General features: G+C 72.9%; 19 protein-coding genes. 4 read left to right on the top strand and 15 right to left on the bottom strand.

Annotation, left to right across the window (positions count from 1 at the left end; translation table 11 throughout):
- Positions 1 to 63: 63 nt before the first annotated feature.
- From MON03_RS16795 to MON03_RS16780, 4 genes are all read right to left on the bottom strand, one after another.
- Positions 64 to 798 (bottom strand): SGNH/GDSL hydrolase family protein, encoded by a 735-nt coding sequence (locus MON03_RS16795; RefSeq protein WP_022903814.1) that lies wholly within the window; start codon positions 796 to 798, stop codon positions 64 to 66.
- 142 nt (positions 799 to 940) lie between these two features.
- On the bottom strand, positions 941 to 3,727 hold the full coding sequence (locus tag MON03_RS16790; protein ID WP_242089617.1) for an ABC transporter permease: 2,787 nt from the start codon (positions 3,725 to 3,727) through the stop codon (positions 941 to 943).
- Entirely contained in the window at positions 3,724 to 4,455 is a 732-nt protein-coding gene (locus MON03_RS16785; protein ID WP_242089615.1) for an ABC transporter ATP-binding protein, read from the bottom strand. The genes MON03_RS16790 and MON03_RS16785 overlap by 4 nt, the downstream gene beginning before the upstream one ends.
- Positions 4,452 to 5,024, bottom strand: coding sequence for a PadR family transcriptional regulator (locus tag MON03_RS16780; protein WP_022903812.1), 573 nt, complete (start codon positions 5,022 to 5,024; stop codon positions 4,452 to 4,454). The genes MON03_RS16785 and MON03_RS16780 overlap by 4 nt, the downstream gene beginning before the upstream one ends.
- Before the next feature lie 143 nt (positions 5,025 to 5,167).
- Between MON03_RS16780 and MON03_RS16775 the strand changes: the two genes are divergently transcribed.
- The gene (locus MON03_RS16775; protein WP_175328371.1) at positions 5,168 to 6,091 is read left to right on the top strand and encodes an endonuclease/exonuclease/phosphatase family protein; all 924 of its coding nucleotides are present in this window, start codon (positions 5,168 to 5,170) and stop codon (positions 6,089 to 6,091) included.
- Positions 6,092 to 6,178: 87 nt separating this feature from the next.
- Here the strand turns inward: MON03_RS16775 and MON03_RS16770 are convergent, their stop codons facing one another.
- From MON03_RS16770 to MON03_RS16755, 4 genes are all read right to left on the bottom strand, one after another.
- Complete coding sequence (locus MON03_RS16770) at positions 6,179 to 7,057, bottom strand: aldo/keto reductase (protein WP_242089613.1); 879 nt, start codon at positions 7,055 to 7,057, stop codon at positions 6,179 to 6,181.
- A 61-nt stretch (positions 7,058 to 7,118) separates the two neighbouring features.
- Positions 7,119 to 7,709: a YdeI/OmpD-associated family protein gene (locus tag MON03_RS16765; RefSeq protein ID WP_242089611.1), complete on the bottom strand. Its 591-nt coding sequence runs from the start codon at positions 7,707 to 7,709 to the stop codon at positions 7,119 to 7,121.
- A 63-nt stretch (positions 7,710 to 7,772) separates the two neighbouring features.
- Positions 7,773 to 9,374 carry an FAD-binding oxidoreductase gene (locus MON03_RS16760; RefSeq protein WP_242089610.1) on the bottom strand — a complete coding sequence of 534 codons (1,602 nt, stop codon included), beginning with the start codon at positions 9,372 to 9,374 and terminating at the stop codon, positions 7,773 to 7,775.
- Positions 9,375 to 9,416: 42 nt separating this feature from the next.
- Positions 9,417 to 9,959: an acyl-CoA thioesterase gene (locus tag MON03_RS16755; protein ID WP_242089608.1), complete on the bottom strand. Its 543-nt coding sequence runs from the start codon at positions 9,957 to 9,959 to the stop codon at positions 9,417 to 9,419.
- A 128-nt stretch (positions 9,960 to 10,087) separates the two neighbouring features.
- Between MON03_RS16755 and MON03_RS16750 the strand changes: the two genes are divergently transcribed.
- Complete coding sequence (locus MON03_RS16750) at positions 10,088 to 11,074, top strand: aldo/keto reductase (RefSeq protein WP_022903807.1); 987 nt, start codon at positions 10,088 to 10,090, stop codon at positions 11,072 to 11,074.
- Positions 11,075 to 11,176: 102 nt separating this feature from the next.
- On the opposite strand, the gene MON03_RS16745 is transcribed toward MON03_RS16750, so the two are convergent.
- From MON03_RS16745 to MON03_RS17410, 5 genes are all read right to left on the bottom strand, one after another.
- Positions 11,177 to 11,659: an FBP domain-containing protein gene (locus tag MON03_RS16745; RefSeq protein ID WP_242089605.1), complete on the bottom strand. Its 483-nt coding sequence runs from the start codon at positions 11,657 to 11,659 to the stop codon at positions 11,177 to 11,179.
- 181 nt (positions 11,660 to 11,840) lie between these two features.
- Positions 11,841 to 12,563, bottom strand: coding sequence for a class I SAM-dependent methyltransferase (locus MON03_RS16740; protein ID WP_242089603.1), 723 nt, complete (start codon positions 12,561 to 12,563; stop codon positions 11,841 to 11,843).
- Between the two features lie 132 nt (positions 12,564 to 12,695).
- The gene (locus tag MON03_RS16735) at positions 12,696 to 13,574 is read right to left on the bottom strand and encodes a helix-turn-helix transcriptional regulator (RefSeq protein ID WP_242089601.1); all 879 of its coding nucleotides are present in this window, start codon (positions 13,572 to 13,574) and stop codon (positions 12,696 to 12,698) included.
- A 133-nt stretch (positions 13,575 to 13,707) separates the two neighbouring features.
- Positions 13,708 to 14,973 carry a hemolysin family protein gene (locus MON03_RS16730; RefSeq protein ID WP_242089599.1) on the bottom strand — a complete coding sequence of 422 codons (1,266 nt, stop codon included), beginning with the start codon at positions 14,971 to 14,973 and terminating at the stop codon, positions 13,708 to 13,710.
- Positions 14,974 to 15,115: 142 nt separating this feature from the next.
- The gene (locus MON03_RS17410) at positions 15,116 to 16,069 is read right to left on the bottom strand and encodes a M23 family metallopeptidase (RefSeq protein WP_277927264.1); all 954 of its coding nucleotides are present in this window, start codon (positions 16,067 to 16,069) and stop codon (positions 15,116 to 15,118) included.
- A 139-nt stretch (positions 16,070 to 16,208) separates the two neighbouring features.
- Here MON03_RS17410 and MON03_RS16720 point away from each other — a divergent pair, with 139 nt between their 5' ends.
- A complete protein-coding gene (locus tag MON03_RS16720; RefSeq protein ID WP_022903801.1) occupies positions 16,209 to 16,703 on the top strand; it encodes a hypothetical protein in 495 nt (164 codons plus the stop codon).
- Between the two features lie 22 nt (positions 16,704 to 16,725).
- On the opposite strand, the gene MON03_RS16715 is transcribed toward MON03_RS16720, so the two are convergent.
- A complete protein-coding gene (locus MON03_RS16715; protein WP_242089596.1) occupies positions 16,726 to 17,091 on the bottom strand; it encodes a hypothetical protein in 366 nt (121 codons plus the stop codon).
- A gap of 202 nt (positions 17,092 to 17,293) precedes the next feature.
- Here MON03_RS16715 and MON03_RS16710 point away from each other — a divergent pair, with 202 nt between their 5' ends.
- Positions 17,294 to 19,504, top strand: coding sequence for an NADP-dependent isocitrate dehydrogenase (locus tag MON03_RS16710; protein ID WP_242091484.1), 2,211 nt, complete (start codon positions 17,294 to 17,296; stop codon positions 19,502 to 19,504).
- A gap of 280 nt (positions 19,505 to 19,784) precedes the next feature.
- Here MON03_RS16710 and MON03_RS16705 read toward each other — a convergent pair whose 3' ends face one another.
- On the bottom strand, positions 19,785 to 20,240 hold the full coding sequence (locus MON03_RS16705; RefSeq protein WP_242089595.1) for a DUF3817 domain-containing protein: 456 nt from the start codon (positions 20,238 to 20,240) through the stop codon (positions 19,785 to 19,787).
- Positions 20,241 to 20,266 lie beyond the last annotated feature (26 nt).

The raw sequence follows: 20,266 nt of genomic DNA, 5'->3' as shown, positions 1-20,266 counted from the left end.
TACGACCGCAAACAAAGCTTTGCAACATGTTCTTTGCAGAATTTCGTCTGCGGTTTCCGCGGCTCAGCGGGCGGCGGCCTCGATCGCGTTCGCCATGGCCTTCGCCACGGTCAGGTTGGCCTCTGCCGACGGGTGGATGCCGTCCGGGGTGGTGCCCCGCTCGTACGCGCCGTCGGGCAGCCGGATCGCCGTGAACGGATCGACGTAGGACCATCCGTGCTGCTGGGCGTCCGCGCGGAGGGCTCGACTGAGGACGCGCTGCCCCGTGCGACGGTCGGCGCCCCACAGGCTGGTGGTGTGGTCGGACGGCGGACCGGCGACGACGAGCACGTGGTGGGCGTCGACCTTGGTCACGAGTGCGTCCACGTTCGCGATGGTCCGGCGGGTGGGCACGGCCTGGTTGACGTCGTTCGTCCCGAGTTCGACGACGAGCACGTCCGCGTCCGGTACCGGGCCGATCTCGTGCAGGACCTGGTCCGAGCGGTAGCCGCTGTGGGCGTACCCGCCGACCGCCCGCAGCTCCGGGTCGCCCTCGAGGACGTGCAGCCACGAGTCCGGCCGCGCCGTGATCGAGTCACCGGCGTACGCGAACGTCACGGCGTCCGCGTCGTCGGTGGTGTCGAGGGCCCCGCGCACGAACTGGTCGGGTGTCCGACGCAGCGCCGCCTCCTGCCGGAGGGTGACGGACTCGTCGGCCGACGCGGTGTGCGCCGTCGCGACGACGACGGCTCCGGTGCCGACGAGGGCGGCGGAGGCGATGATGCTCATGAGGACCACGAGGTGGCTGGTGCGGGACACGACTCCAGGTATCCCGCGGATGGCTCTTCGGAACCAGACCCCAGACCTGGGGAACCGTCGTCGCTGCTGTGGCTTCTCCCACCCGTTCCCGGGCGCGCCCCAGCGTGGGGTGGGCCTTCCGGTCTGCGGAGTCCGGCCCCCGTCAGTGCGCACGGCGCAGGGCGAGGCGTCGGCTGCGGCCCGCGGTCAGCCACGTCCCGAACGTCACGACGACGGGCAGCCCGATCGCGAGGAGCGCCAAGACGGGCCAGTCGGCGACGAACGGCATGTGGCTCGTGCCGGCCGGACCCGCGTCGAAGCGCAGGGTGAGCGCCCGGATCGGCAGGAGCCCGAGCACGGTGCCGACGACCGCCCCGACGGTGGTCAGGATCGCAGCCTGCCACGCCGTGGTCCGCCGCCGCAGCCGTGGGGCGGCACCGATCGCGTCGAGCACCTCGTCGTCCCGTCGCCCGTCGGCCCGGGCCAGGCCGATCGCCACCGCGGTCGCGCCGATCGTCACGGCCGCCGCGAGTGCGAGCGCCAGTGCCCGGACCGGGGCACTCGCATCGACTGGGCCGGACTCGTAGAAGAAGGTCGGCGCCGAGGCCTGCGCGCGCGCCGAGCCGCCGTAGCTCTGCCACGCCGACGCGAGCTCGCCGAACTGCTCGGGTGAGACCTCGCCGTCGAGCCGGGTCACGAGGATGCCGTCCACGGCGGGTACCCGGTAGCGCTCGGCGGTCGCCTTCGTCATGAAGACCCCGATCTGGATCGGCGGGTCCTGCTCGTCGAGGACCGCCGGGATCGTGGTCGTCGCGTCCGGGTGCTCCGGGTCGGGCGAGGTCGCGTCCTCCCAGCTGCGGTGGTGGAACGTGTCGAGCCGGACCGCGCCGTCGTGGACGTACTCGGGCCAGAGTGACACGGCCCTGCCGTCGGCGAGTGCGTCGCGGACCTCGGCGGACGGCCGGTGTCCGCTGAGCACGGCGTAGTCGTCGACCGTGCCCGTGAGGACGTGTTGGCTGCCGCCGGGCTCGAGCCACGACCCGCAGAACTCGTCTCCGCAGCCGGTCGGGCGCTCCCAGAGGTGCAACTGGGTCAGGGTGCTCGGTTCCTCGGTCGGCTGCTCGTCGACGGTGCCGAGCACGCGGATGCGGTCGTGGTCGAACACTCGCGCGCTGACCTCGGCCGCCCGCGCCGTCACCGCCGCGTCGTAGCCCTGCGGGAACGACCGGCTGTCGAGCCGCTGGATGTCCGCGGTGGCCACCCCGACGGCGGACTTGTATTCGTAGTCGCGGACGTACTGAGCGTGCTGCGACGCGTTCCACGTGATCACCACGGAGGCGACGAACACGACGCTCATCACGCTCGCGAGCACCGGCACCGTGCGGACCGGGTTACGGCGGGCGTCACGGCCAGCCATCCGCGCCGCGAGCCCGAACCGGCTCGACACGCGGGCGACGAGGGCGAGCACCCACGGCGAGCAGATCGCGACGCCGAGTTGGACGAGGCACGGCCCGATCGCGACGCCGGCGCCGACGACCCACGCCCAGTGGTCCCGCTGCCCGCTCTGCTCCGGTCGGTCGTTCAGGACCAGGACACCGATGCCGCACGCGAGGGTCATGACGGCCCCGACGACGATGAGGAGTGGTCCCCACGCACGACGACGGCGGGTCGCCGCCCGGCTCGGCGTCTCCGGGCGGAGCGACCCGCGGAGACCGGCCAGCACGTTCACCCGGGTGGCGGCGCGGGCCGCGGTGAGGGAGGACAGGACTCCGGCGAGGACACCGGCGACCGCGATGCAGAGGAGCATCACCCCGGGGACGTGCAGCCCGGGGAAGGCGTTCACGTTCCCGTCGTCGAGCAGGTGGAACGCGAGCGCGCCGATCCCGATGCCGAGCCCCGTCCCGAGGACCGCCCCGGCCGTCCCGAGCACGAGTCCGGATCCGGCGACGACCGACCGCACGACCCCGCGCTCCGCGCCGACGCTCGTCAAGATCGCGTACGAGCGGGCATCGGCGCGGGTGCCGACGAGGAACGCCGCACCGGCGAGCAGGCCGACCTCGAACAGGGCGAACACCCCGACGAGTCCGAGTCCGGCGACGTACCACCCGAGGCTCTGCGGACCCGAGAAGCCGTCGACCCGCTCGTCCGGCGGATCGAGCACCACCGGACGCGACTGCACGACGATGCCGTGGTCGTTCAGCCGCTTAATCTCCGACCAGGTCGGGGCGACCGTCGGCAGGTACACCGTGACCGCGCCCGCGTCGGATCGGCCGGTCGAGATCGGAGCGGCGTCCGCGGCGATGCTCCTCCACGGCAGGTAGACCGCCGACTCGTCTGGGTCCTGGCCGAGGTCCCGCATCGTCCCGGTGATCGTGAACCGCTTCGTCACCGGGTCGGTCACGTCGAGCGTGTCACCGATGTGGAGCCCGGTCTTCGCGAGCATCGCCGGCGTCATCATCGCCTGGTCGCGTGCCGTCGGAGCCGTGCCGTCGAGGACGTGCCAGCGTCCGTCGAGCACCGGGTCCCAGGTTTCGCCGAGGGTCGCGGTGGTGCCGATCGGGCCGTGCGCTCCGCGCAGCACGACGTCGGTGGTCGTCACCGGGATCGAGATCGCACCCTTCGGCACGTACTCCGTGACGTCGGCGTAGGGGGTGTCGTCGTCGGCGTTCGCCGCAGGGCTGTCCTCCTCGGTCTGGATGTTCGTCCAGTGCACGGGGTCCTGCCGCATACCGCGGGCATCCGGCTGCTGTGTCGTCATCTGCGCCTGGGCGTGCCCGAGGTCGTACCGGAGCTGCTCGGCCGTCGTCGCCTGCGTCGAGGCGAACAGCACCGAGACCCCGGCGAAGCCCATGGTCGGAAGACCGATCAACGCGACGACGAGCGCCGCGCGTCCGGTCTTCGCGAACGCCATCCGTCGGCCCAGCCGGAGTGCCGACCGGAGCCGGATCACGACCGGGTCCGGTCCGCGAGGGCCATCTCGACGCCGGAGTACACCGTCTCGTCGACGACCCGGCCGTCACGCAGGAACACGATGCGGTCCGCCCAGGCCGCGTGCCGGGCGTCGTGGGTGACGAGCAGCGCACCGGCTCCTGAGTCGACGTGCCGACGGAGCATGCGGAGCACCACCTCGCCGGTCTGGGAGTCGAGCGCACCGGTCGGTTCGTCCGCGAGCACGAGCCGGCGCTCCCCGACCACACCGCGCGCGATCGCGACCCGCTGCTGCTGGCCTCCGGAGAGGTCGTCGGGGAACGCGTCGGCACGGTGCCCGAGCTCGACGTTGTCGAGGGCGAGCTGCGCCGCCCGGCGGGCCCGGCTCGACTTCCACCCGTCGAGCTCGAGCGGCAGCGCCACGTTCTCGATCGCCGTGAGGGACGGGATCAGGTTGAAGTCCTGGAACACGAAGCCGACCAGCCGCCGTCGGAGCGCCGCGAGGTCCTTCGCCGGGCGGTCCGCGACCCACTCGCCGTCGATGCGGACCTCGCCGCTCGTCGGCGGGAGCAGGGTCCCCGCGCAAGCGAGCAGCGTCGACTTGCCCGAGCCGGAGGTGCCCATGACGGCCACCATCTCGCCGCGGCGGATCGTCAGGTCGACACCGGCCAGGGCGGTCACGGCCCGCGAACCGCTGCCGTACTGGACGCTGACGGCGTCGAGCTCCAGCAGCGGAGCAGCGGCGGTCACCGGGCGCTCCGGACGATCTCGTCGGCGGACGTGGCCGCGGCCGTGCGGTGCTCGTCCGGTCGGTACCGGGTGACGCTCGACTCCACGTGGTCCAACCACCGCACCTCGGCCTCGGCCTGGAACACCATCGACTCGAGCACGAGCGACCACGCGAGGTCCTCGGCCGGGTCCGCGGTCCGCTTCAGTCGTGTGAGGTCCTGGAGGTTCCGGACGGCCGCGCCGCGCTGCACCTGCACGAGCCGCTGGACGTCCACACCGGGCACCGTCACGGCGAGCGCGAACTTGATCGCGAGCTCGTCGCGGCCGCGCTTCGCGGGTACCGGCTCGCTGAACCACCGGGCGACCTCCTCGCGGCCCGCGTCCGTCGCCGTGTAGACGACGTGCCCGTCGTCGTCGGCGTCGCCGCGGGCCACGAGCCCGTCGCGCTCGAGCCGGTCGAGCGTCGTGTACACCTGGCCGATGTTGAGCGGCCAGCTCCCACCCGTACGGTGCTCGAACTCCCCCCGGAGCTGGTACCCGTACCCGGGGCCTCCCACCAGCAGCGCGAGCACGCCCATCCGAACGCTCATGACATCCCCCTCGTCCCGGCCCGACACCCGGGCATACCGAGTATGCCCATACCCGGTATGCATCCGCAAGTGCCGTCCCGGCGCTGAGCCGACGCCCACGGGGCACCCCGGTGGCTGTCAGAAGGGCTGCCTACCCTCGAGCCGTGCCCCTCCGCTCCAGCCGACGGAACCCCGGCCGCTCCCTCGTCATCGCCGTCGTCGGGGCCGCGCTCGTCGCCGGGGTCGTCGTCCTCCTCGCCCCGAGCGTGCTCGACGTGCTCGGCAGCCCGGGCTCGGCGATCGGCTCGCTGCTGCCGTGGATGGGCGTGCTGCTCGTCCCGGTGGCCGGGCTGGCCATCGGCACCCGCTCGTGGCGACTCGCCGCGCTCTCGGTCGCGTACGCCGCGGCCTGGGCGGTCGCCGTGCTGCCGGGGGTCCTCGCGCCCGCCGCCACCGGCACACCGCAGCTCTCGGTCGTCACGCAGAACGTCGAGGCCACCAACGAGGACCCGACGGCGACGGCCCGGGCGATCGCCGACCGGCACCCGGACGTCATCGCGCTCGAGGAGCTCACCGCCGACTCCGGTGCCGAGGTGCAGACGGCGCTCGCCGCGGCGTACCCGCACCACTACCGGGTCGGGTCGGTCGGCGTGTGGAGCCGGTCGACGCTGAGCGACGGGGAGCCGCTCACGCTCGGCCTCGGGTGGGCGCGGTCGCTGCGCGTGACCGTCGCCACCGACGTCGGGGACGTGCGGCTGTACGTCGTGCACGTCGACTCACTGCGGCTGCGCACCGAGGACGCCCGCCCGACGATGCTCCGTGCCCTGGCGGGCGAGGTCCGGGACGACGACGCCGAACGGCTCGTCGTCGCCGGCGACTTCAACGGCGGCGCCGCCGACCCGCTCATGGCACCGATCCGCGCGGAGCTGTCGGAGGGCGGCGGGCTCGGCTTCACCTGGCCGGCACAGATGCCCGTCGCGCGGATCGACCACGTGTTCGTCCGCGGTCTCGCCACCGTCTCGACCGAGGTGCTGCCCGCGAACGGCAGCGACCACCGCGCGGTGCTCGCGCAGCTGCGCGCCGGCTGACGTCGCGACGGACGGGAGGCGCGGTGCCAGCCGGCACCGCGCCTCCCGTCCGGTCCTGGTCGCGTCAGCGACCCGTGCCCGGCGGCCTCAGCTGCCGAGGCCGGAGAGCTCCTCGAACTCCTCGTCGGTCAGCTCGATCGTCGCGCCCTGCAGGTTGTCCTCGAGGTGGTCGACGCTCGACGTGCCCGGGATCGGGAGCATGACGGGGGAGCGCTTCAGCAGCCAGGCGAGTGCGAGCTGTGCCGGCGTCGCACCCTTGCGCTCGGCGATCTCGGTCAGCGGCGAGTCGTCGCCGGTCAGGCCACCGGTCGCGAGCGGGAACCACGGGATGAAGCCGATGCCCTGCTCCTCGGACCAGTCGAGGAGTTCCTCGGCGTCGCGCTTCTGCAGGTTGTAGAGGTTCTGGACCGTGACGATCGTGGCGTGCTCCTGCGCGGCCTTCACGTCGTCGACGGACACCTCGGACAGGCCGATGTGGCGGATCTTGCCCTCGTCCTGGAGCTTCTTCAGCTCGCCGACCTGGTCCTCGAGCGGGACCTTCGGGTCGATGCGGTGCAGCTGGAACAGGTCGATGCGCTCGAGACCGAGGCGGCGGAGGCTCATCTCGGCCTCCTGGCGGAGGTACTCCGGGCGGCCGACCGGCGGCCACTCGTTCGGACCCGTGCGGGTCAGGCCGGCCTTCGTGGCGATGACGATGTCGTCGCCGTACGGGTGCAGGGCCTCGCGGAGCAGTTCCTCGGCGACGTAGGGGCCGTAGGAGTCCGCGGTGTCGAAGAAGTCGACGCCGAGGTCGACCGCGCGCTTGAGGACGCGGATCGCCTCGTCGTGGTCCTTCGGCGGTCCCCAGACGCCGGGACCGGTGAGCTGCATCGTGCCGTAACCGAGGCGGTGGACCTCGAGGTCGCCACCGATGCGGAAGGTGCCGGAGGACGCGGCGGGACGGGTGGTGTCGGTACCAGTGGTCATGGCCGCCGTTCTACGCCGTGGACGTGACGCGTCGCTGAGCGGGTGTCCCCCGCCCGCGGTGTCAGTCGGACCTCGGCTTCCGCGGGTACGGCGTCTCGCCGCGTTCGAGTCCGCCGACGAGCTTCGCGATGCGGTTCGCCCGGGCGGTCGGACTCGGTGCGGTGGTCACCCCGTGCAGCACGGCGTAGCGGTTCGTCGCGTCGAGGTCGGCGAACAGCGCGGCGGCGGCCGGTGCGGCGTCGAGCGCTGCCCGGAGGTCGTCCGGCACCGTCGCGGTCGCGGCACCGGCGTAGGCGCGGTCCCACCGGCCGTCGCCCTTCGCCCGGTCGATCTCCGCCTGTCCCCGTGCCCGCATCCGGCCCGCGGCGACGAGGCCCGCGACGAGGCCGATGTTCCGCTGGGACCACAGCGAGGCACGGCGTCGGGGCGTGAACCGCTGTCGGAACGTCGTCGCGTCGCGCCCCCGCTTCTGCCCGTCGATCCAGCCGGAGCAGAGCGCTTCGTCGAGTGCCTGGTCGTAGGTCAGGGACGTCGGCTCGGTGGTGCCCTTCTTCGCGAGGACCAGCCACACGCCGTCGGGGTCGCCCTCGTGCGCGTCGAGCCAGGTCCGCCACGCTGCGGCGTCGGGCAGGACGAGGTCCTCGGTGTCCATACGGCGATCGTAGGCCCGGGCACCGACCGGCGGTGGTGTCGACGGACCCGGGTCGGGGTGGCCTCAGACCCAGTGCGGCTGCGACAGGAGTCCGTCCGGGTCGGCCTGTTCGGCGATCCGGTGCAGGCGGGACGTGTTCACGCCGAAGTAGTCGGACGGGTCGGTGATCGCCGCGTCGCAGTAGTTCGCGTACGCGGCGCTCCCCCACGCCGGCGTCATCGCCTCCCGGAAGGCCCGGACGTAGGCGTCGAAGGGCGCCGGGTCGGAACCGTCCGCGAACACCGCCGTGTACTGCACCGTCATGAGCGCCGAGCGCCACGGGAACGCGGAGTCCGTACGACCGACCCGGGCGACCGCACCGCCGAGGGCGTCGAGCGAGACGCCGCCCTCGAGGTTGCCGGACACGTCCCCCGCTGCCCCGGCGTGCTGCACGAGGACGTCGATCTGCGCATCCGTGAGCTTCGTCGTCCCGATCGACGACGTCGCCGCCTCCGACACCCGCTGGGGCTTCCCGGCCAGTGTCGACATGGCGGTGCCGTACGACATCTGCTCGGCGGTGTGGCGGGTCGGCCGTGCACCGGTCGCCGCGACGAACCCGTCGACCGAGGCGTCGGCGCCGGTCTTCGAGCCGGTCCACACCCCCGTCACGGTGATCGACGGCGCGGTGTGCCGCGATCCGTTCAGGAGCTTGAGCGTCGACCAGAGCTCGTCGTCGGCCGTCGGCGCCCAGTCCTGCCACGCCCGGACGACGGCAGCGGCAGCCGACCACGGGAACGCGAGTTCGAAGAGCAGGACGCCGGGAGCCGCCCGGGTGCGGAAGGTCATCGAGGTCACGACGCCGACCGTGCCGCCGCCACCGCCGCGGCAGGCCCAGAACAGGTCGGGTTCGGCGGTCGCGGAGACGTCGTGCACCGTGCCGTCCGGGGTGATGACCCGCACGCCGCTCAGCTGGTCGCAGCTCAGGCCGAACGACCGCGCGAGCACCCCGACACCGCCGCCGAGCGTCAGGCCGCCGACCCCGACCGTCGGGCAGGAGCCCGCTCCGATCGCCCGCCCCTGCGCGGCGAGGGTCGCGTAGACGTTCGCCAGACGGGCACCGGGCCCGATCGTCGCCGTGCCGTCGGCGTGCACCTCGATGCCGTCGAGGTCCTGCGTGCTGATCACGAGGGACCGCGGCACGTCGGTCCCCGGGGCGCCGCCGGCGGACCAACCCGTGTAGGAGTGCCCGCCCGCGCGGAGGGCGACGGGGGTGCGGGTGTTCCGGGCGAAGGCGAGTCCGGCCTGCACGTCGGCGTCGCTCGTGGCGCGCAGGATGCCGCGGGGGTCGGCATCGTCCCACCGGGGGTTCTCGAGCACCCGGGCGCTGTCCCACCCCTGGGACCCCGGACGCAGGAGCCGTCCCGACACCGCCGCGGCGAGGGCCTGCCACGACGCCGGGCCGCCGGGCGTCGGACTCGCGGTCGGCCCCGCGCTCGCGGTCGCGCCGTTCCCGGTCGGACTGCCGGTCGGGCTCCCGCTCGGCTTCGGCGTCCCGCCCGTGCAGGCCGCCAGGAGGCCCGCGAGCCCGAGGCCGACACCACCCCCGAGCAGCGCGCGCCGACTCGTCCGCGCGGGCACCCGTCCGGACCGGAGTTCCGGACGCTCCGCTCCCCCGTCAGTCGTCATCGGTCCTGTCTACGCCGTCCCGGTGCCGTGTCGGACCCGTCGTCATCGTGCGGTGCTGCTGATCCGCACAGCGTCCGCCCACACGCGTACCCAGTCCGGCACGGTGAGGTCCCGCGGCGGCGCACCGGTCAGCGCGAGGAGCTCGGCCGGGGTCACGTGCCCGCCGTCCCGGTGCAGGAACCGCGCCTGGACGACCGCGCGGGCGATCACCCCGTCGCGCCGGACGAACGTCTGCTCCATGTAGACCGACCGCTCGTCCATCGCGAGGACCCGGGTGCGCAGGACGAACCGCTGCCCGAGCGTCAACGACCGCTTGTAGGTGATCGTCTGCGCCGCCACGACGGCGTACCAGCCGCGGTCGGTCGCCGCCTGCCAGAACCCGGAGCGCGTCAGGAGGTCGTACCGACCGAGGTCGAGCAGCGACAGGTACTTGCCGTTGTTCACGTGCCGCAGCGGGTCGAGGTCGGTGAGCGCGACCCGGAACGGTGTCCGTGCCTCGTCCCAGAGCGACGTCCCGCGCCCGGTGCGTCGCCGGGCCGTCCGGGTGCGCAGGGTGAGCAGGAGCAGCCGGAAGTACAGGTTCACGGACCGATCCCACCAGCTGCGGGTCGAACGGTGCGACCGCGTTGGAGGAACCGCACCACGGCATTCCCACCTGGGCGGGTCCCGACAGTGCCTCCCTCCAAACGACCACGGGCGAGTAGACCGGGAGCATGCAGACACGCAAGCTCGCAGACCTCGAGGTCGGATCGCTCGGCCTCGGCACCATGGGCATGAGCGCCTTCTACTCGGGCGCCGGCTCGGACGACGACGAGTCGATCCGCACGATCCACCGGGCGATCGACCTCGGCGTCACCCTGTTCGACACCGCCGAGGCGTACGGCCCGTACACGAACGAGGAACTCCTCCGCCGCGCCCTCGCCGACCGCCGGGACGACGTCGTCATCGCGACGAAGTTCGGCCTGTACCGCCACGAGGCCGGCGAGGCGACGCCGACCCAGGAGCGCGGCATCAGCTCGGCGCCGGAGTCCGTCCGCGAGGCACTCGAGGGCTCGCTCCGCCGGCTCGGCACCGACCACATCGACCTCTACTACCAGCACCGCGTCGACCCGGCCGTCCCGATCGAGGACGTCGTCGGGCAGCTCGCCGGGTTCGTCGAGGAGGGCAAGATCCGCCACATCGGGCTGTCCGAGGCGTCCGCGGCGACGATCCGCAAGGCCCACGCCGTGCACCCGATCACCGCGCTCCAGAGCGAGTACTCGCTGTGGACCCGCGACCCCGAAGGCGAGGTCCTCGACACCCTCCGCGAGCTCGGCATCGGCCTCGTGCCGTACTCGCCGCTCGGCCGCGGCTTCCTGACCGGTGCGATCACGAAGCCCTCCGACCTGGACGACGACGACTTCCGCCGCGCCAACCCGCGGTTCGCCGAGGAGGCCTTCGCGCAGAACATGCGGATCGTCGACTCCGTCAAGGAGATCGCGGACGAGGTCGGCGGCACCCCGGCGCAGGTCGCGCTCGCGTGGCTCCTCGCGCAGGGCGACGACATCGTCCCGATCCCGGGCACGAAGCGCGTCTCGCGCCTCGAGGAGAACGTCGGTGCGACCTCGCTGACGCTGTCGGCCGACCAGCTCGACCGCCTCTCGTCGCTCCCCGTCCCGACCGGCGACCGGTACCCGGACATGTCCTCGATCGGTCGCTGACGCGCGTCGCCGACCGCGGGTCGCCGACGCGACCGTCATCGGACTGGAGGCACGGTGCGGGCCCGCACCGTGCCTCCCGTCCGTCCGGTGGGAGCGCTGGGCCTAGACCTCCGCGGCGAACGACGCGGCGCGGAGCTGCAGGTCCTCGATCCGCTGGAGTCGTGCGGCCTCGACGTCGTACCCCTCGTAGGCGGGCGGTGGCAGCTTCCGGACGTTCCGCGAGCACTGGAAGTCCTGGCAGACGAGCGTGCCGACGGTGTTCCCGTTCCGGCCCGCCTTCCCGGACCGCTTGGCGCTGTAGAACACGACGTCGTTCGGCAGCTTGACGTCCTGGCACCACGAGCACTGCGCGCGGTTCCGGGGCGACGCCTCGGCCTGCCGGAACAGGATCCCGACGAACTCGCCGTCGAGGGTGGGCACGACGGCGTAGGCGCGGCGCCCGATCTTCGGGTCGCGCCAGCCGAGGTAGTCGAGTGCGTCCCACTCGAGGGTCTCGAAGCCGTCGGGCAGGGTGATGTCGCTGGTCTCCTTGCGGGAGGCGTTGACGAAGGACGTGCGGAGGGTCTTCTCGCTGATGGGCAGCATGGTGTGTCGCTCTCGACAGGGGCAAGGGCACGCGGACGCGCGCCGCACCGGGCGGAGGTGGTCAGGGGTCGGTGACGGCGGCCGCACTGCACGGTGCGACCGGGGGCGTCACGCCCTGATGCCGGCGCTCTGCGCGCCGACCACCTCCTGGAAGCTCACCGTCCCAGCCTACGACGACGTGTCAAGCCGGGCGTGTCGCGCGGAGCAGCACGAGCGAGCCGTCGTACGACGGTCGCACCCGGAGCGATCCGTGGCGCCGGTCCCACTCCCCCGACTCGAGCGCCTCGCGCAGCGCCGAGACCGATCGCCGCGCGGTCATCTCGTCGACCAGGCCCCAAGCCGGGTCGGCCTGCCGGACGGCGGGGTCGAGGAGGCGTTCCGGTCGGGCGTAGTACGCCTCGGAGAAGCCGTCGACGCACGTGAACGGGATCGGCACGCGGATCGTCTCGACCGCTCCGCCGATGGGCGCTCCGCCGATGGGCGCTCTGCCGACGGCCGCTCCGCCGAGGGCAGCTCCGCCGAGGGCCTCGGCGACGCGGTCGACCGAGGGGTGGCGCCGGGCCTCGGCGGCGACGACCTCGGGTGCGTACTCGGCGAGCCAGGAGTCCTGCAGGCGTCCGGGGTCGCGGGTGAGGACGACCACCGGTCCCCGGGCGACCCGCCGCAGCTCGGCCAGCCCGCGGTCGAAGTCGGGGAGGTCTGGCAGCGTGAAGGTCGTCAGTGCGGCGTCGAAGGACACGTCGGGGAACGGCAGGTGTCCGGCGGTCGGGTCGGCCGTCGTCACCTCGCGGTCGGTGGGGGCGTAGGACAGCGGCCCGGCGCCGAGGTCGAGCACGGTGCGGGCGTCCCCGAGGGCCGTCGCCACGGCGCGGGCGAAGGAGGGCTCGACTCGGCGGTACGACACGGTCCCAGCCTACGGACGGCCGGCTCCGTGGCGGCCTCGGCGCGGACGTCGATGTCGGGCGACGTGTCCGTCGTCGTGCGACAGCGGCGGCGTCGTCCGGGAACGGCAGCGGCGCGCCCACCACCCCGCCGGCTACACCGCGGCGGACCGCTCCGAGCGCTCGGTCGCCGCCCAGGTGCCCAGCAGCGCCAGGTTCCGCTCCGACTCGCTCGCGGGCTCGGTGCCGTAGCTGAACATCGTCAGCCCCGGGTCGGCCACGAGGTCGAGCGCCTCGTACGTCAGGTCGAGCGTGCCGACGACGGGGTGGTGGATGCGCTTCCGACCGGTGCGGTGCGACCGGACGTCGTGCGCCGCCCACCACGTGCGGAACTCCTCGCTCCGCGTCGAGAGCTCCCCCACGAGCGTCACGAGTCCCGGCTCGCACGGGTTCGCCACGGCGGCGGCGCGCAGGACCGCGACGGCCTCGCGGGCGGTCTGGGCCCAGTCCGGGTAGAAATCCCGCGCCGCGGGGTCGAGGAACGTGAACCGCGCGGTGTTCACCGGACGTCCGGGCCCGGCGAACATCGGCGAGTAGAGCGCCCGCCCGAGCTCGTTCGTCGCGACGACGTCGCCGCGTTCGTTCCGCACCCAGGCCGGCGCGCCGGTGATCGCGTCGAGGAGCTGCTGGACGCCGGGTCGGACACGCGTCGGGACGTTCCGGTGCATCGTCTTGACGCCGGCGTTCGCCAGCCGGGCGAGGTCCCACAGGTGCGTGCGCTCGTCGTCGTCGAGCCGGAGTGCCGCGGCGAGGCCGTCGAGCACGCTGTCGGAGACCCCCTTGAGGGTGCCCCGCTCGAGCCGCGTGTAGTAGTCGACGCTCACGCCGGCGAGCATCGCGACCTCGTGCCGACGAAGCCCGGGGACCCGACGCACGCCCCCGCCGAACGAGGGCATGCCGACCTGGTCCGGGGTCAGCCGGGCCCGTCGTGAGGACAGGAAGTCCTGGATCTCCTTGCGCACGTCGATACCCATGGGGCCAGGCTACGTGGCGATGCCGGTACCGGGACAGGTACCGGCAGTGCCTGCTCGGGTGCCGGGCGGGCTCGGACGGACGGGAGGCCCGTGGCGGCGCCGCCACGGGCCTCCAGGCCGCTGCCGGTCGCGCCTAGTGCGCGCGCTCCCGCGCGGCGATGCGCACCCGCGCCACACGGTGCCCGTCCATCTCGGTGACCTCGATCGCCCAGTCGTCGAGTTCGACGACGTCACCGACCTCCGGGACACGGTCGAGGTGCACCTGCACGAGCCCGCCGACGGTCTCGAAGTCGCCGTCCGGCAGTACCGGGCCGCCGTCGGCCGCGAGGTCCTCGAGCACGAGCGACCCGTCGACCCCGTCCGTGCCGGCGGTGCTGGGCGCGTCGTACTCGTCGCGGATGCGCCCGACGAGGTCCTCGAGCAGCGCCTCGAGCGTCACCATCCCCGCGCTGCCGCCGTACTCGTCCACGACGAGGGCGATCTGGTGGCCCTCGGTGCGCATCTGGGCGATCGCCGCGGACAGCGACTTCGTCTCGGGCATCGCGAGGACCGGACGGACCAGGCTCGACACCGGGGCGTCGGAGGCCGATGGACGGAGCAGGTCGCGGAGGTGGACGAAGCCCGTCACGTCGTCGCGCGAGCCCGAGGTCACGAGGTACCGGGTGTGTCCGGCGTCGATCGCGTGCGCCGTCGCCCGCTCGACCGTCAGCCCGGCGTCCATCGTCGACACGTCGTACCAGGGCCGCATCGACTCGCGGAGGGTGCGGTCGCCGGCGTCGAGCGCGCTCCTGGCGATCTGCCGCCCCTGCGCGTCGATGGCGTCGTGCTCGGCGACGAGGTCACGGAGCTCCTCGGTGCTCATCGACTCGCTGCGGGCGTCCGGATCGCCGCCGAGCAGCCGGACGATCGCGTTCGTGGTGCTCGAGAGGACCCAGATGACCGGTCGCATCAGCGTCGCGAACCGGTCGAGCGGCGGGGCGACCAGCATCGCGAAGCCCTCGGCGCGCTGCAGCGCGAGTCGCTTCGGCACGAGTTCGCCGAACACGAGGGACAGGTACGCGATCACGAGGGTGAGCAGCACGAGCGCGATCGCCTCGGCGGCACCGCGGTCGAGTCCGAGCCCTTGCAGGAGCGGGGCGATGTCCGGGGCGATCGACGACGCACCGTAGGCGGCCGAGAAGAACCCGGCGACGGTCACGCCGATCTGGACGGCGGAGAGGAAGCGGTTCGGGTCGCGGCTCAGCCGGGCGACCCGCTCACCGCGGGGTCCGCGCCGCTCGAGTTGCTGCAGCTGGGACTCGCGGAGCGAGACGAGGGCGATCTCGGCGGCGGCGAACACACCGCCGACGAGCACGAAGAGGATGACGAGCCCGAAGGCGATCCAGGTGTCGGCGCCCATCAGCGGGTGGTCCGCTCAGGTCGGGGCGGAACCGGTCGCGTTCGGGCGCTGGGCCTGTGACAGTCGTCCATGGCTGTGAGCCTGCACAGGTGTTCTGGGAGGCCACCCCGTGGTGTCTGCGGGGGCGCTGTGGATCGGCTGCCTAGGCGGTGATCGGGCGACCGAGCCGGGCTTCGAGCCAGGCCTCGGGGTCGATCGGCGTCACGCCGTCGAGCAGTACCTCGAGGTGCAGGTGTGCGCCCGTGGAGACGCCCGAGTTGCCGACCTGACCGATGAACTCGCCCGCCTCGACGGTGTCGCCGACCTGCAGCGGTGTCGATCCCGGGATCATGTGGCCGTACAGCGTGGCGACCTTGCGACCGTCGATCACGTGGTCGATCACCACCGCGGTGCCGTAGCTGAAGTACGGGCCGGCGACGCGGACCGTGCCCGCGGCGATGGCGCCGATGGGGGTGCCGAGCCCGGGCGTGAAGTCGAGGCCCTCGTGCAGGGACGAGCAGGCGCCGCACGGAGCCGCCCGGTACCCGAAGCCGGAGCTCATCTGCACCGGACCCGGGAAGGGCGAACGGATCGCGCCCCCGAACGAGACCGAGCCGCTCGCGGTGGCCTGCTCCTTCGTCGTCGATCCGCCACCGATCGTGAAGCCGTCGCGCGCGGGGTCGGCGAGGGCGGCGACCTGGGTGACGGAGTAGTCCTGCCCGCTCACGTCCGGGGCCAGCGTCGTGACGGGGCCGGTCCCGCCGGACGTCGCGTGGGCGGGCGTCGCGGAGGCCGCGAAGAGGACGAAGGCCGCGAGGGCGCTGGTCATCGTGACGCGGCTGGCGCGGTTGGCGGCCCGGAGGGGGTTCACGCGCTCGCGGAGCGGGGTGCGGGCGGCACGGACCGGGCGGGCGGCACGGACCGGGCGGGCTGCGCGGACCGGACGAGGAGCGCGCGCCGCGATCGTCGTCGCCGAGGCCGCGATGCGTGCAGTGTCACGGTCGGTCCGGCGGGGTTGCTTGCGGGCCGCAGCGCGCTCGGCCTCGAGGGCTGCGCGGCGCGACAGGTGCACGACCGGGGTCTCCGGGTGCTGGTCTGGGTGCGGTGCAGTCGTCATGGCCGCCCACCATTCTGCACGACTCTGTTCGTTTGTACAGACCCCAGTGTGATCATTTCGTTACCGGATGCACCGCGACGGCACGGGCTCCCGTCTTGGTCGGTACTGTCCGAGGAGAGCGACCGGAAGGACCCGACCCATGGCCCGAACGCCGCGCGAACGCCACGAGCCGATCGACCTGCGCTCCGCCGAGGTCGTGCTCGCCGGCACGCAGGAACTGCTGCCCGTGCTGCGCGCCGCGGCGGTCCGTGCCGGTGTGGACGCCATGCGGATGCGCGTGGTCGGGGTCGACGACCTCCCGGACCCGACCGAGACCGGCGACGCCGAACTGGCCGTCATCGCGATCCGCCGCCCCGGTGACGACCCCGCGTTCCACCGGGCGCACGAAGCGGCCGAGCTGATCGACCCCCTCATGGCGCCGCACGCGGTCCGGATCGTCGTCACGGTGTCGGGTGTGACCCGACTCGCACCGAAGATCGAGCGGACGCTGACCTCCGAGGTGCTGCACCAGATCGGCGCCGCGGCGGCCCCGACCGGGCGGAACCGACCCTTCCGCAACCTGCGCATGCGGCTCGGGCTCGCAGCGCTGAAGACCGCGGGCGTCCGCGTCTTCCGCATCACGATCGGGCACTGAGGGCGCTCCGGCCGCCCGTGCGTCACTCCCGGTCGGACGGCGGGCTGTGGACGGCGGACGCGTCCACCCGGTGCTGTGCCGGTGCGGCGTGCGCGACGGCCGCGACGCTCCCGACCGCGAGCACGAGGGCGAGGGCACCCGCGGCGCAGGCGGTCCCCATCCGACGCAGGCGCGACCGGGCCCCGCGCTGGCGGGGTGCGAACCGGGCGAGCCCCCGCGCCGGCTCCGGGCCGACGAGCCACGGACCCGATCCGTCGACGTCGTACGAGAAGGGCCCGGAGCCGTCGGGGGCGTAGCGGTACGGCCCGCTGCCGTCCACCGCGTAGGCGGAGCGGAGGTCCTCGGCGGTCCACCCGAAGTCCTCGGGGGTCTGTCGTCGTGTCGTCATGGCCTGCTCCTCCCACCGCGGCCTGGGGAGCCGCGGGAGACCAGTCCACGCGTGCCGTCCATGAGACGGCGGTGTGCCTCCAGAGCGTCCCAGGTGCGTTCGCTGGGAGGTGACCCGACAAGGTGTCTTGACGTCGAGACATCTCGCGCCAGCGAGTAGCGTGGGGCCTACCGACGGCATGAACAAGGGAGCACCCGCCAGCATGGCCAAGATCATCTACACGCTCACGGACGAGGCGCCGTTCCTGGCGACCCACTCCTTCCTCCCGATCATCCAGGCCTTCGCCGGCACCGCCGGTGTCGACGTGGAGACCCGCGACATCTCGCTCTCCGGCCGGATCATCGCGCAGTTCCCGGAGCGGCTCACCGACGAGCAGCGCCTGGACGACGCGCTCACCGAACTCGGCGAGCTCGCGAAGACCCCCGAGGCGAACATCATCAAGCTGCCGAACATCTCGGCATCGATCCCGCAGCTCAAGGCGGCGATCGCGGAACTGCGGTCGCAGGGCTACGACCTGCCCGCCTACCCGGACGAGCCCACGACCGACGAGGAGCGCGACGTCCGCGCACGCTACGACCGCGTCAAGGGCAGTGCGGTGAACCCCGTGCTCCGCGAGGGCAACTCGGACCGCCGCGCGCCGCTCTCGGTGAAGAACTACGCCAAGAAGCACCCGCACCGCATGGGTGCCTGGAGCCACGACTCGAAGACGAACGTCGTGACGATGGGCAAGGACGACTTCCGGTCGAACGAGCAGTCCTGGATCGCCCCCGCGGACGACACCCTGACCATCGAGTTCGTGGCGGCCGACGGCGACACCACGGTGCTCAAGCAGTCGATCCCCGTCCTGCAGGGCGAAGTCGTCGACGGCACCGTCCTGCACGTCCGCGCGCTCGAGGCCTTCCTGAAGGACCAGATCGCCGCCGCGCAGGAGCAGGGCGTCCTGTTCTCCGTGCACCTCAAGGCCACGATGATGAAGGTCTCCGACCCGATCATCTTCGGCCACGTCATCCGCGCGTTCTTCCCGACCGTGTTCGAGCGGTTCGGCGCCGACCTCGCCGCCGCCGGGCTCAACCCGAACGACGGTCTCGGCTCGGTCCTCGCCGGACTCGACGCCGTGCCGAACGGTGCGGAGATCAAGCGGGCCTTCGACGAGGGACTCGACGCGGGCCCCGAGCTCGCGATGGTCGACTCCGACAAGGGCATCACGAACCTGCACGTCCCGAGCGACGTCATCGTCGACGCGTCGATGCCGGCGATGATCCGCACCTCCGGCCACATGTGGGGCCCGGACGGCGAGGAGCACGACACCCTCGCGGTGATCCCGGACTCGAGCTACGCCGGCATCTACCAGACCGTGATCGAGGACTGCCGCGCGAACGGCGCCTTCGACCCGGCCACGATGGGCTCCGTGCCGAACGTCGGCCTCATGGCGCAGAAGGCCGAGGAGTACGGCTCGCACGACAAGACCTTCGAGGTGCCCGGGGCCGGCCGTGTCCGCGTCGTGACGAGCGGCGGCGAGACCGTCATCGAGCACGAGGTCGAGGCCGGCGACATCTGGCGTGCCTGCCAGACCAAGGACGTGGCGATCCGCGACTGGGTGAAGCTCGCCGTGACCCGCGCCCGCGCCTCGGCGACGCCGGCGGTGTTCTGGCTCGACGAGACCCGTGCGCACGACGCCAACCTGATCGGCCTGGTCCGCACGTACCTCGCCGAGCACGACACCGACGGGCTGCAGATCGAGATCGAGTCGCCCGAGGACGCCATGGCCTTCTCGCTCGAGCGCATCCGCCGTGGCGAGGACACCATCTCGGTCACCGGCAACGTGCTCCGCGACTACCTCACGGACCTGTTCCCCATCATGGAGCTCGGCACCTCGGCGAAGATGCTCTCCGTGGTCCCGCTCCTCGGCGGCGGCGGCCTGTTCGAGACCGGTGCGGGCGGCTCGGCCCCGAAGCACGTGCAGCAGCTCGTCGCGGAGAACTACCTGCGGTGGGACTCCCTCGGCGAGTTCCTCGCCCTGGCGGTGTCGTTCGAGCACCTCGGGGGCGTGACGGGCAACCAGCGCGCGAAGATCCTCGGCGAGACGCTCGACCGCGCCACCGGGACCTTCCTCGACGAGAACAAGTCCCCGGGCCGCAAGCTCGGCTCGATCGACAACCGCGGCAGTCACTACTACCTCGCGAAGTACTGGGCCGAGGAGCTCGCGTCGCAGACCGAGGACGCGGAGCTCGCGGCGGCGTTCGCGGACGTCGCCGCGTCGCTCGGATCGCACGAGCAGGTCATCGTCGAGGAGCTGAACGGTGTGCAGGGGCACCCGGCGGACATCGGCGGGTACTACCGTCCGGACGACGCCAAGACCGGCGCGGTGATGCGCCCGTCCGGCACGCTGAACGGGATCCTGGCCGCGCTGTAGGCGCGACCCCCTGACGGACGGGAGGCCCGGTGCCAGCTGGCACCGGGCCTCCCGTCCGTCCCGTGGGCGCGCTGGCACGGGCGCGCGCGTCGGCGACACGCGAGGCGATGTGCGGCGGTAGGTCGTGTGCTGTCGCAATGCACGCCGGGATCCGACATCTCGTGACCACTTGCGGGTGGTGAGCGGGGTGTCGTGACCGACCCGCCCGACCTGCCCGACCCGCCCGACCCGTGCAACCGACCCCTCCGACCGGACGGGGAGGGACCGAGGCTGCTCCGCGTCAGCTCCGCGTCGGCACGGGCGGCCCGACCACGAGCAGCCCGGAGAACACGAGCGCGACCGCTACGACGCCGATCGCGATCGAGAGCACCGGCCGCCGCACCACGAAGAACAGCAGGCGGTCCCAGAAGCCCGCGCGGCCCTCGGCCGAACGGCGCCATCCGCCGTCGAGCATCCCGCGCCGTGCGACCGCGACCTCGAACGGCACCGTGGCGTAGGGCACGACGGCACTCGCCCACCCGAGCACGAGCGCGCCGACCGACCACCGCTGGTTCACCGCGACCACCGTGGTCACGACGAGGTACGCCAGGAACACGAAGCCGTGCACGCCGCCGCCGATCCGGACGCCCCAGTCGCCGGCGTCGAGGCCGTACTTCAGCACCATCCCGGCGATGAGGAGGGTCCAGGTCACGAGCTCGGCGACCGCGGCGGCGCGGAACAGGGATCGGGGCGTCATGCCGACATGGTGACGCACCGTTCCCG

The sequence above is a fragment of the Curtobacterium sp. DN_7.5 genome (assembly GCF_022655355.1).
Classification (GTDB): Bacteria; Actinomycetota; Actinomycetes; order Actinomycetales; family Microbacteriaceae; genus Curtobacterium; species Curtobacterium luteum.
The sequence above is the reverse complement of the archived record's forward strand: the minus strand, read 5'-3'. Positions and strand labels throughout refer to the sequence as shown.

What these genes read in the sequence shown, in the direction of transcription:
- MON03_RS16705 (WP_242089595.1), bottom strand. Translation starts at nt 20,240, where the DNA reads ATGACGCCCCGATCCCTGTTCCGCGCCGCCGCGGTCGCCGAGCTCGTG.
- MON03_RS16750 (WP_022903807.1), top strand. Translation starts at nt 10,088, where the DNA reads ATGCAGACACGCAAGCTCGCAGACCTCGAGGTCGGATCGCTCGGCCTC.
- MON03_RS16710 (WP_242091484.1), top strand. Translation starts at nt 17,294, where the DNA reads ATGGCCAAGATCATCTACACGCTCACGGACGAGGCGCCGTTCCTGGCG.
- MON03_RS16735 (WP_242089601.1), bottom strand. Translation starts at nt 13,574, where the DNA reads ATGGGTATCGACGTGCGCAAGGAGATCCAGGACTTCCTGTCCTCACGA.
- MON03_RS17410 (WP_277927264.1), bottom strand. Translation starts at nt 16,069, where the DNA reads ATGACGACTGCACCGCACCCAGACCAGCACCCGGAGACCCCGGTCGTG.
- MON03_RS16745 (WP_242089605.1), bottom strand. Translation starts at nt 11,659, where the DNA reads ATGCTGCCCATCAGCGAGAAGACCCTCCGCACGTCCTTCGTCAACGCC.
- MON03_RS16780 (WP_022903812.1), bottom strand. Translation starts at nt 5,024, where the DNA reads ATGAGCGTTCGGATGGGCGTGCTCGCGCTGCTGGTGGGAGGCCCCGGG.
- MON03_RS16715 (WP_242089596.1), bottom strand. Translation starts at nt 17,091, where the DNA reads ATGACGACACGACGACAGACCCCCGAGGACTTCGGGTGGACCGCCGAG.
- MON03_RS16770 (WP_242089613.1), bottom strand. Translation starts at nt 7,057, where the DNA reads ATGACCACTGGTACCGACACCACCCGTCCCGCCGCGTCCTCCGGCACC.
- MON03_RS16730 (WP_242089599.1), bottom strand. Translation starts at nt 14,973, where the DNA reads ATGGGCGCCGACACCTGGATCGCCTTCGGGCTCGTCATCCTCTTCGTG.
- MON03_RS16760 (WP_242089610.1), bottom strand. Translation starts at nt 9,374, where the DNA reads ATGACGACTGACGGGGGAGCGGAGCGTCCGGAACTCCGGTCCGGACGG.
- MON03_RS16765 (WP_242089611.1), bottom strand. Translation starts at nt 7,709, where the DNA reads ATGGACACCGAGGACCTCGTCCTGCCCGACGCCGCAGCGTGGCGGACC.
- MON03_RS16720 (WP_022903801.1), top strand. Translation starts at nt 16,209, where the DNA reads ATGGCCCGAACGCCGCGCGAACGCCACGAGCCGATCGACCTGCGCTCC.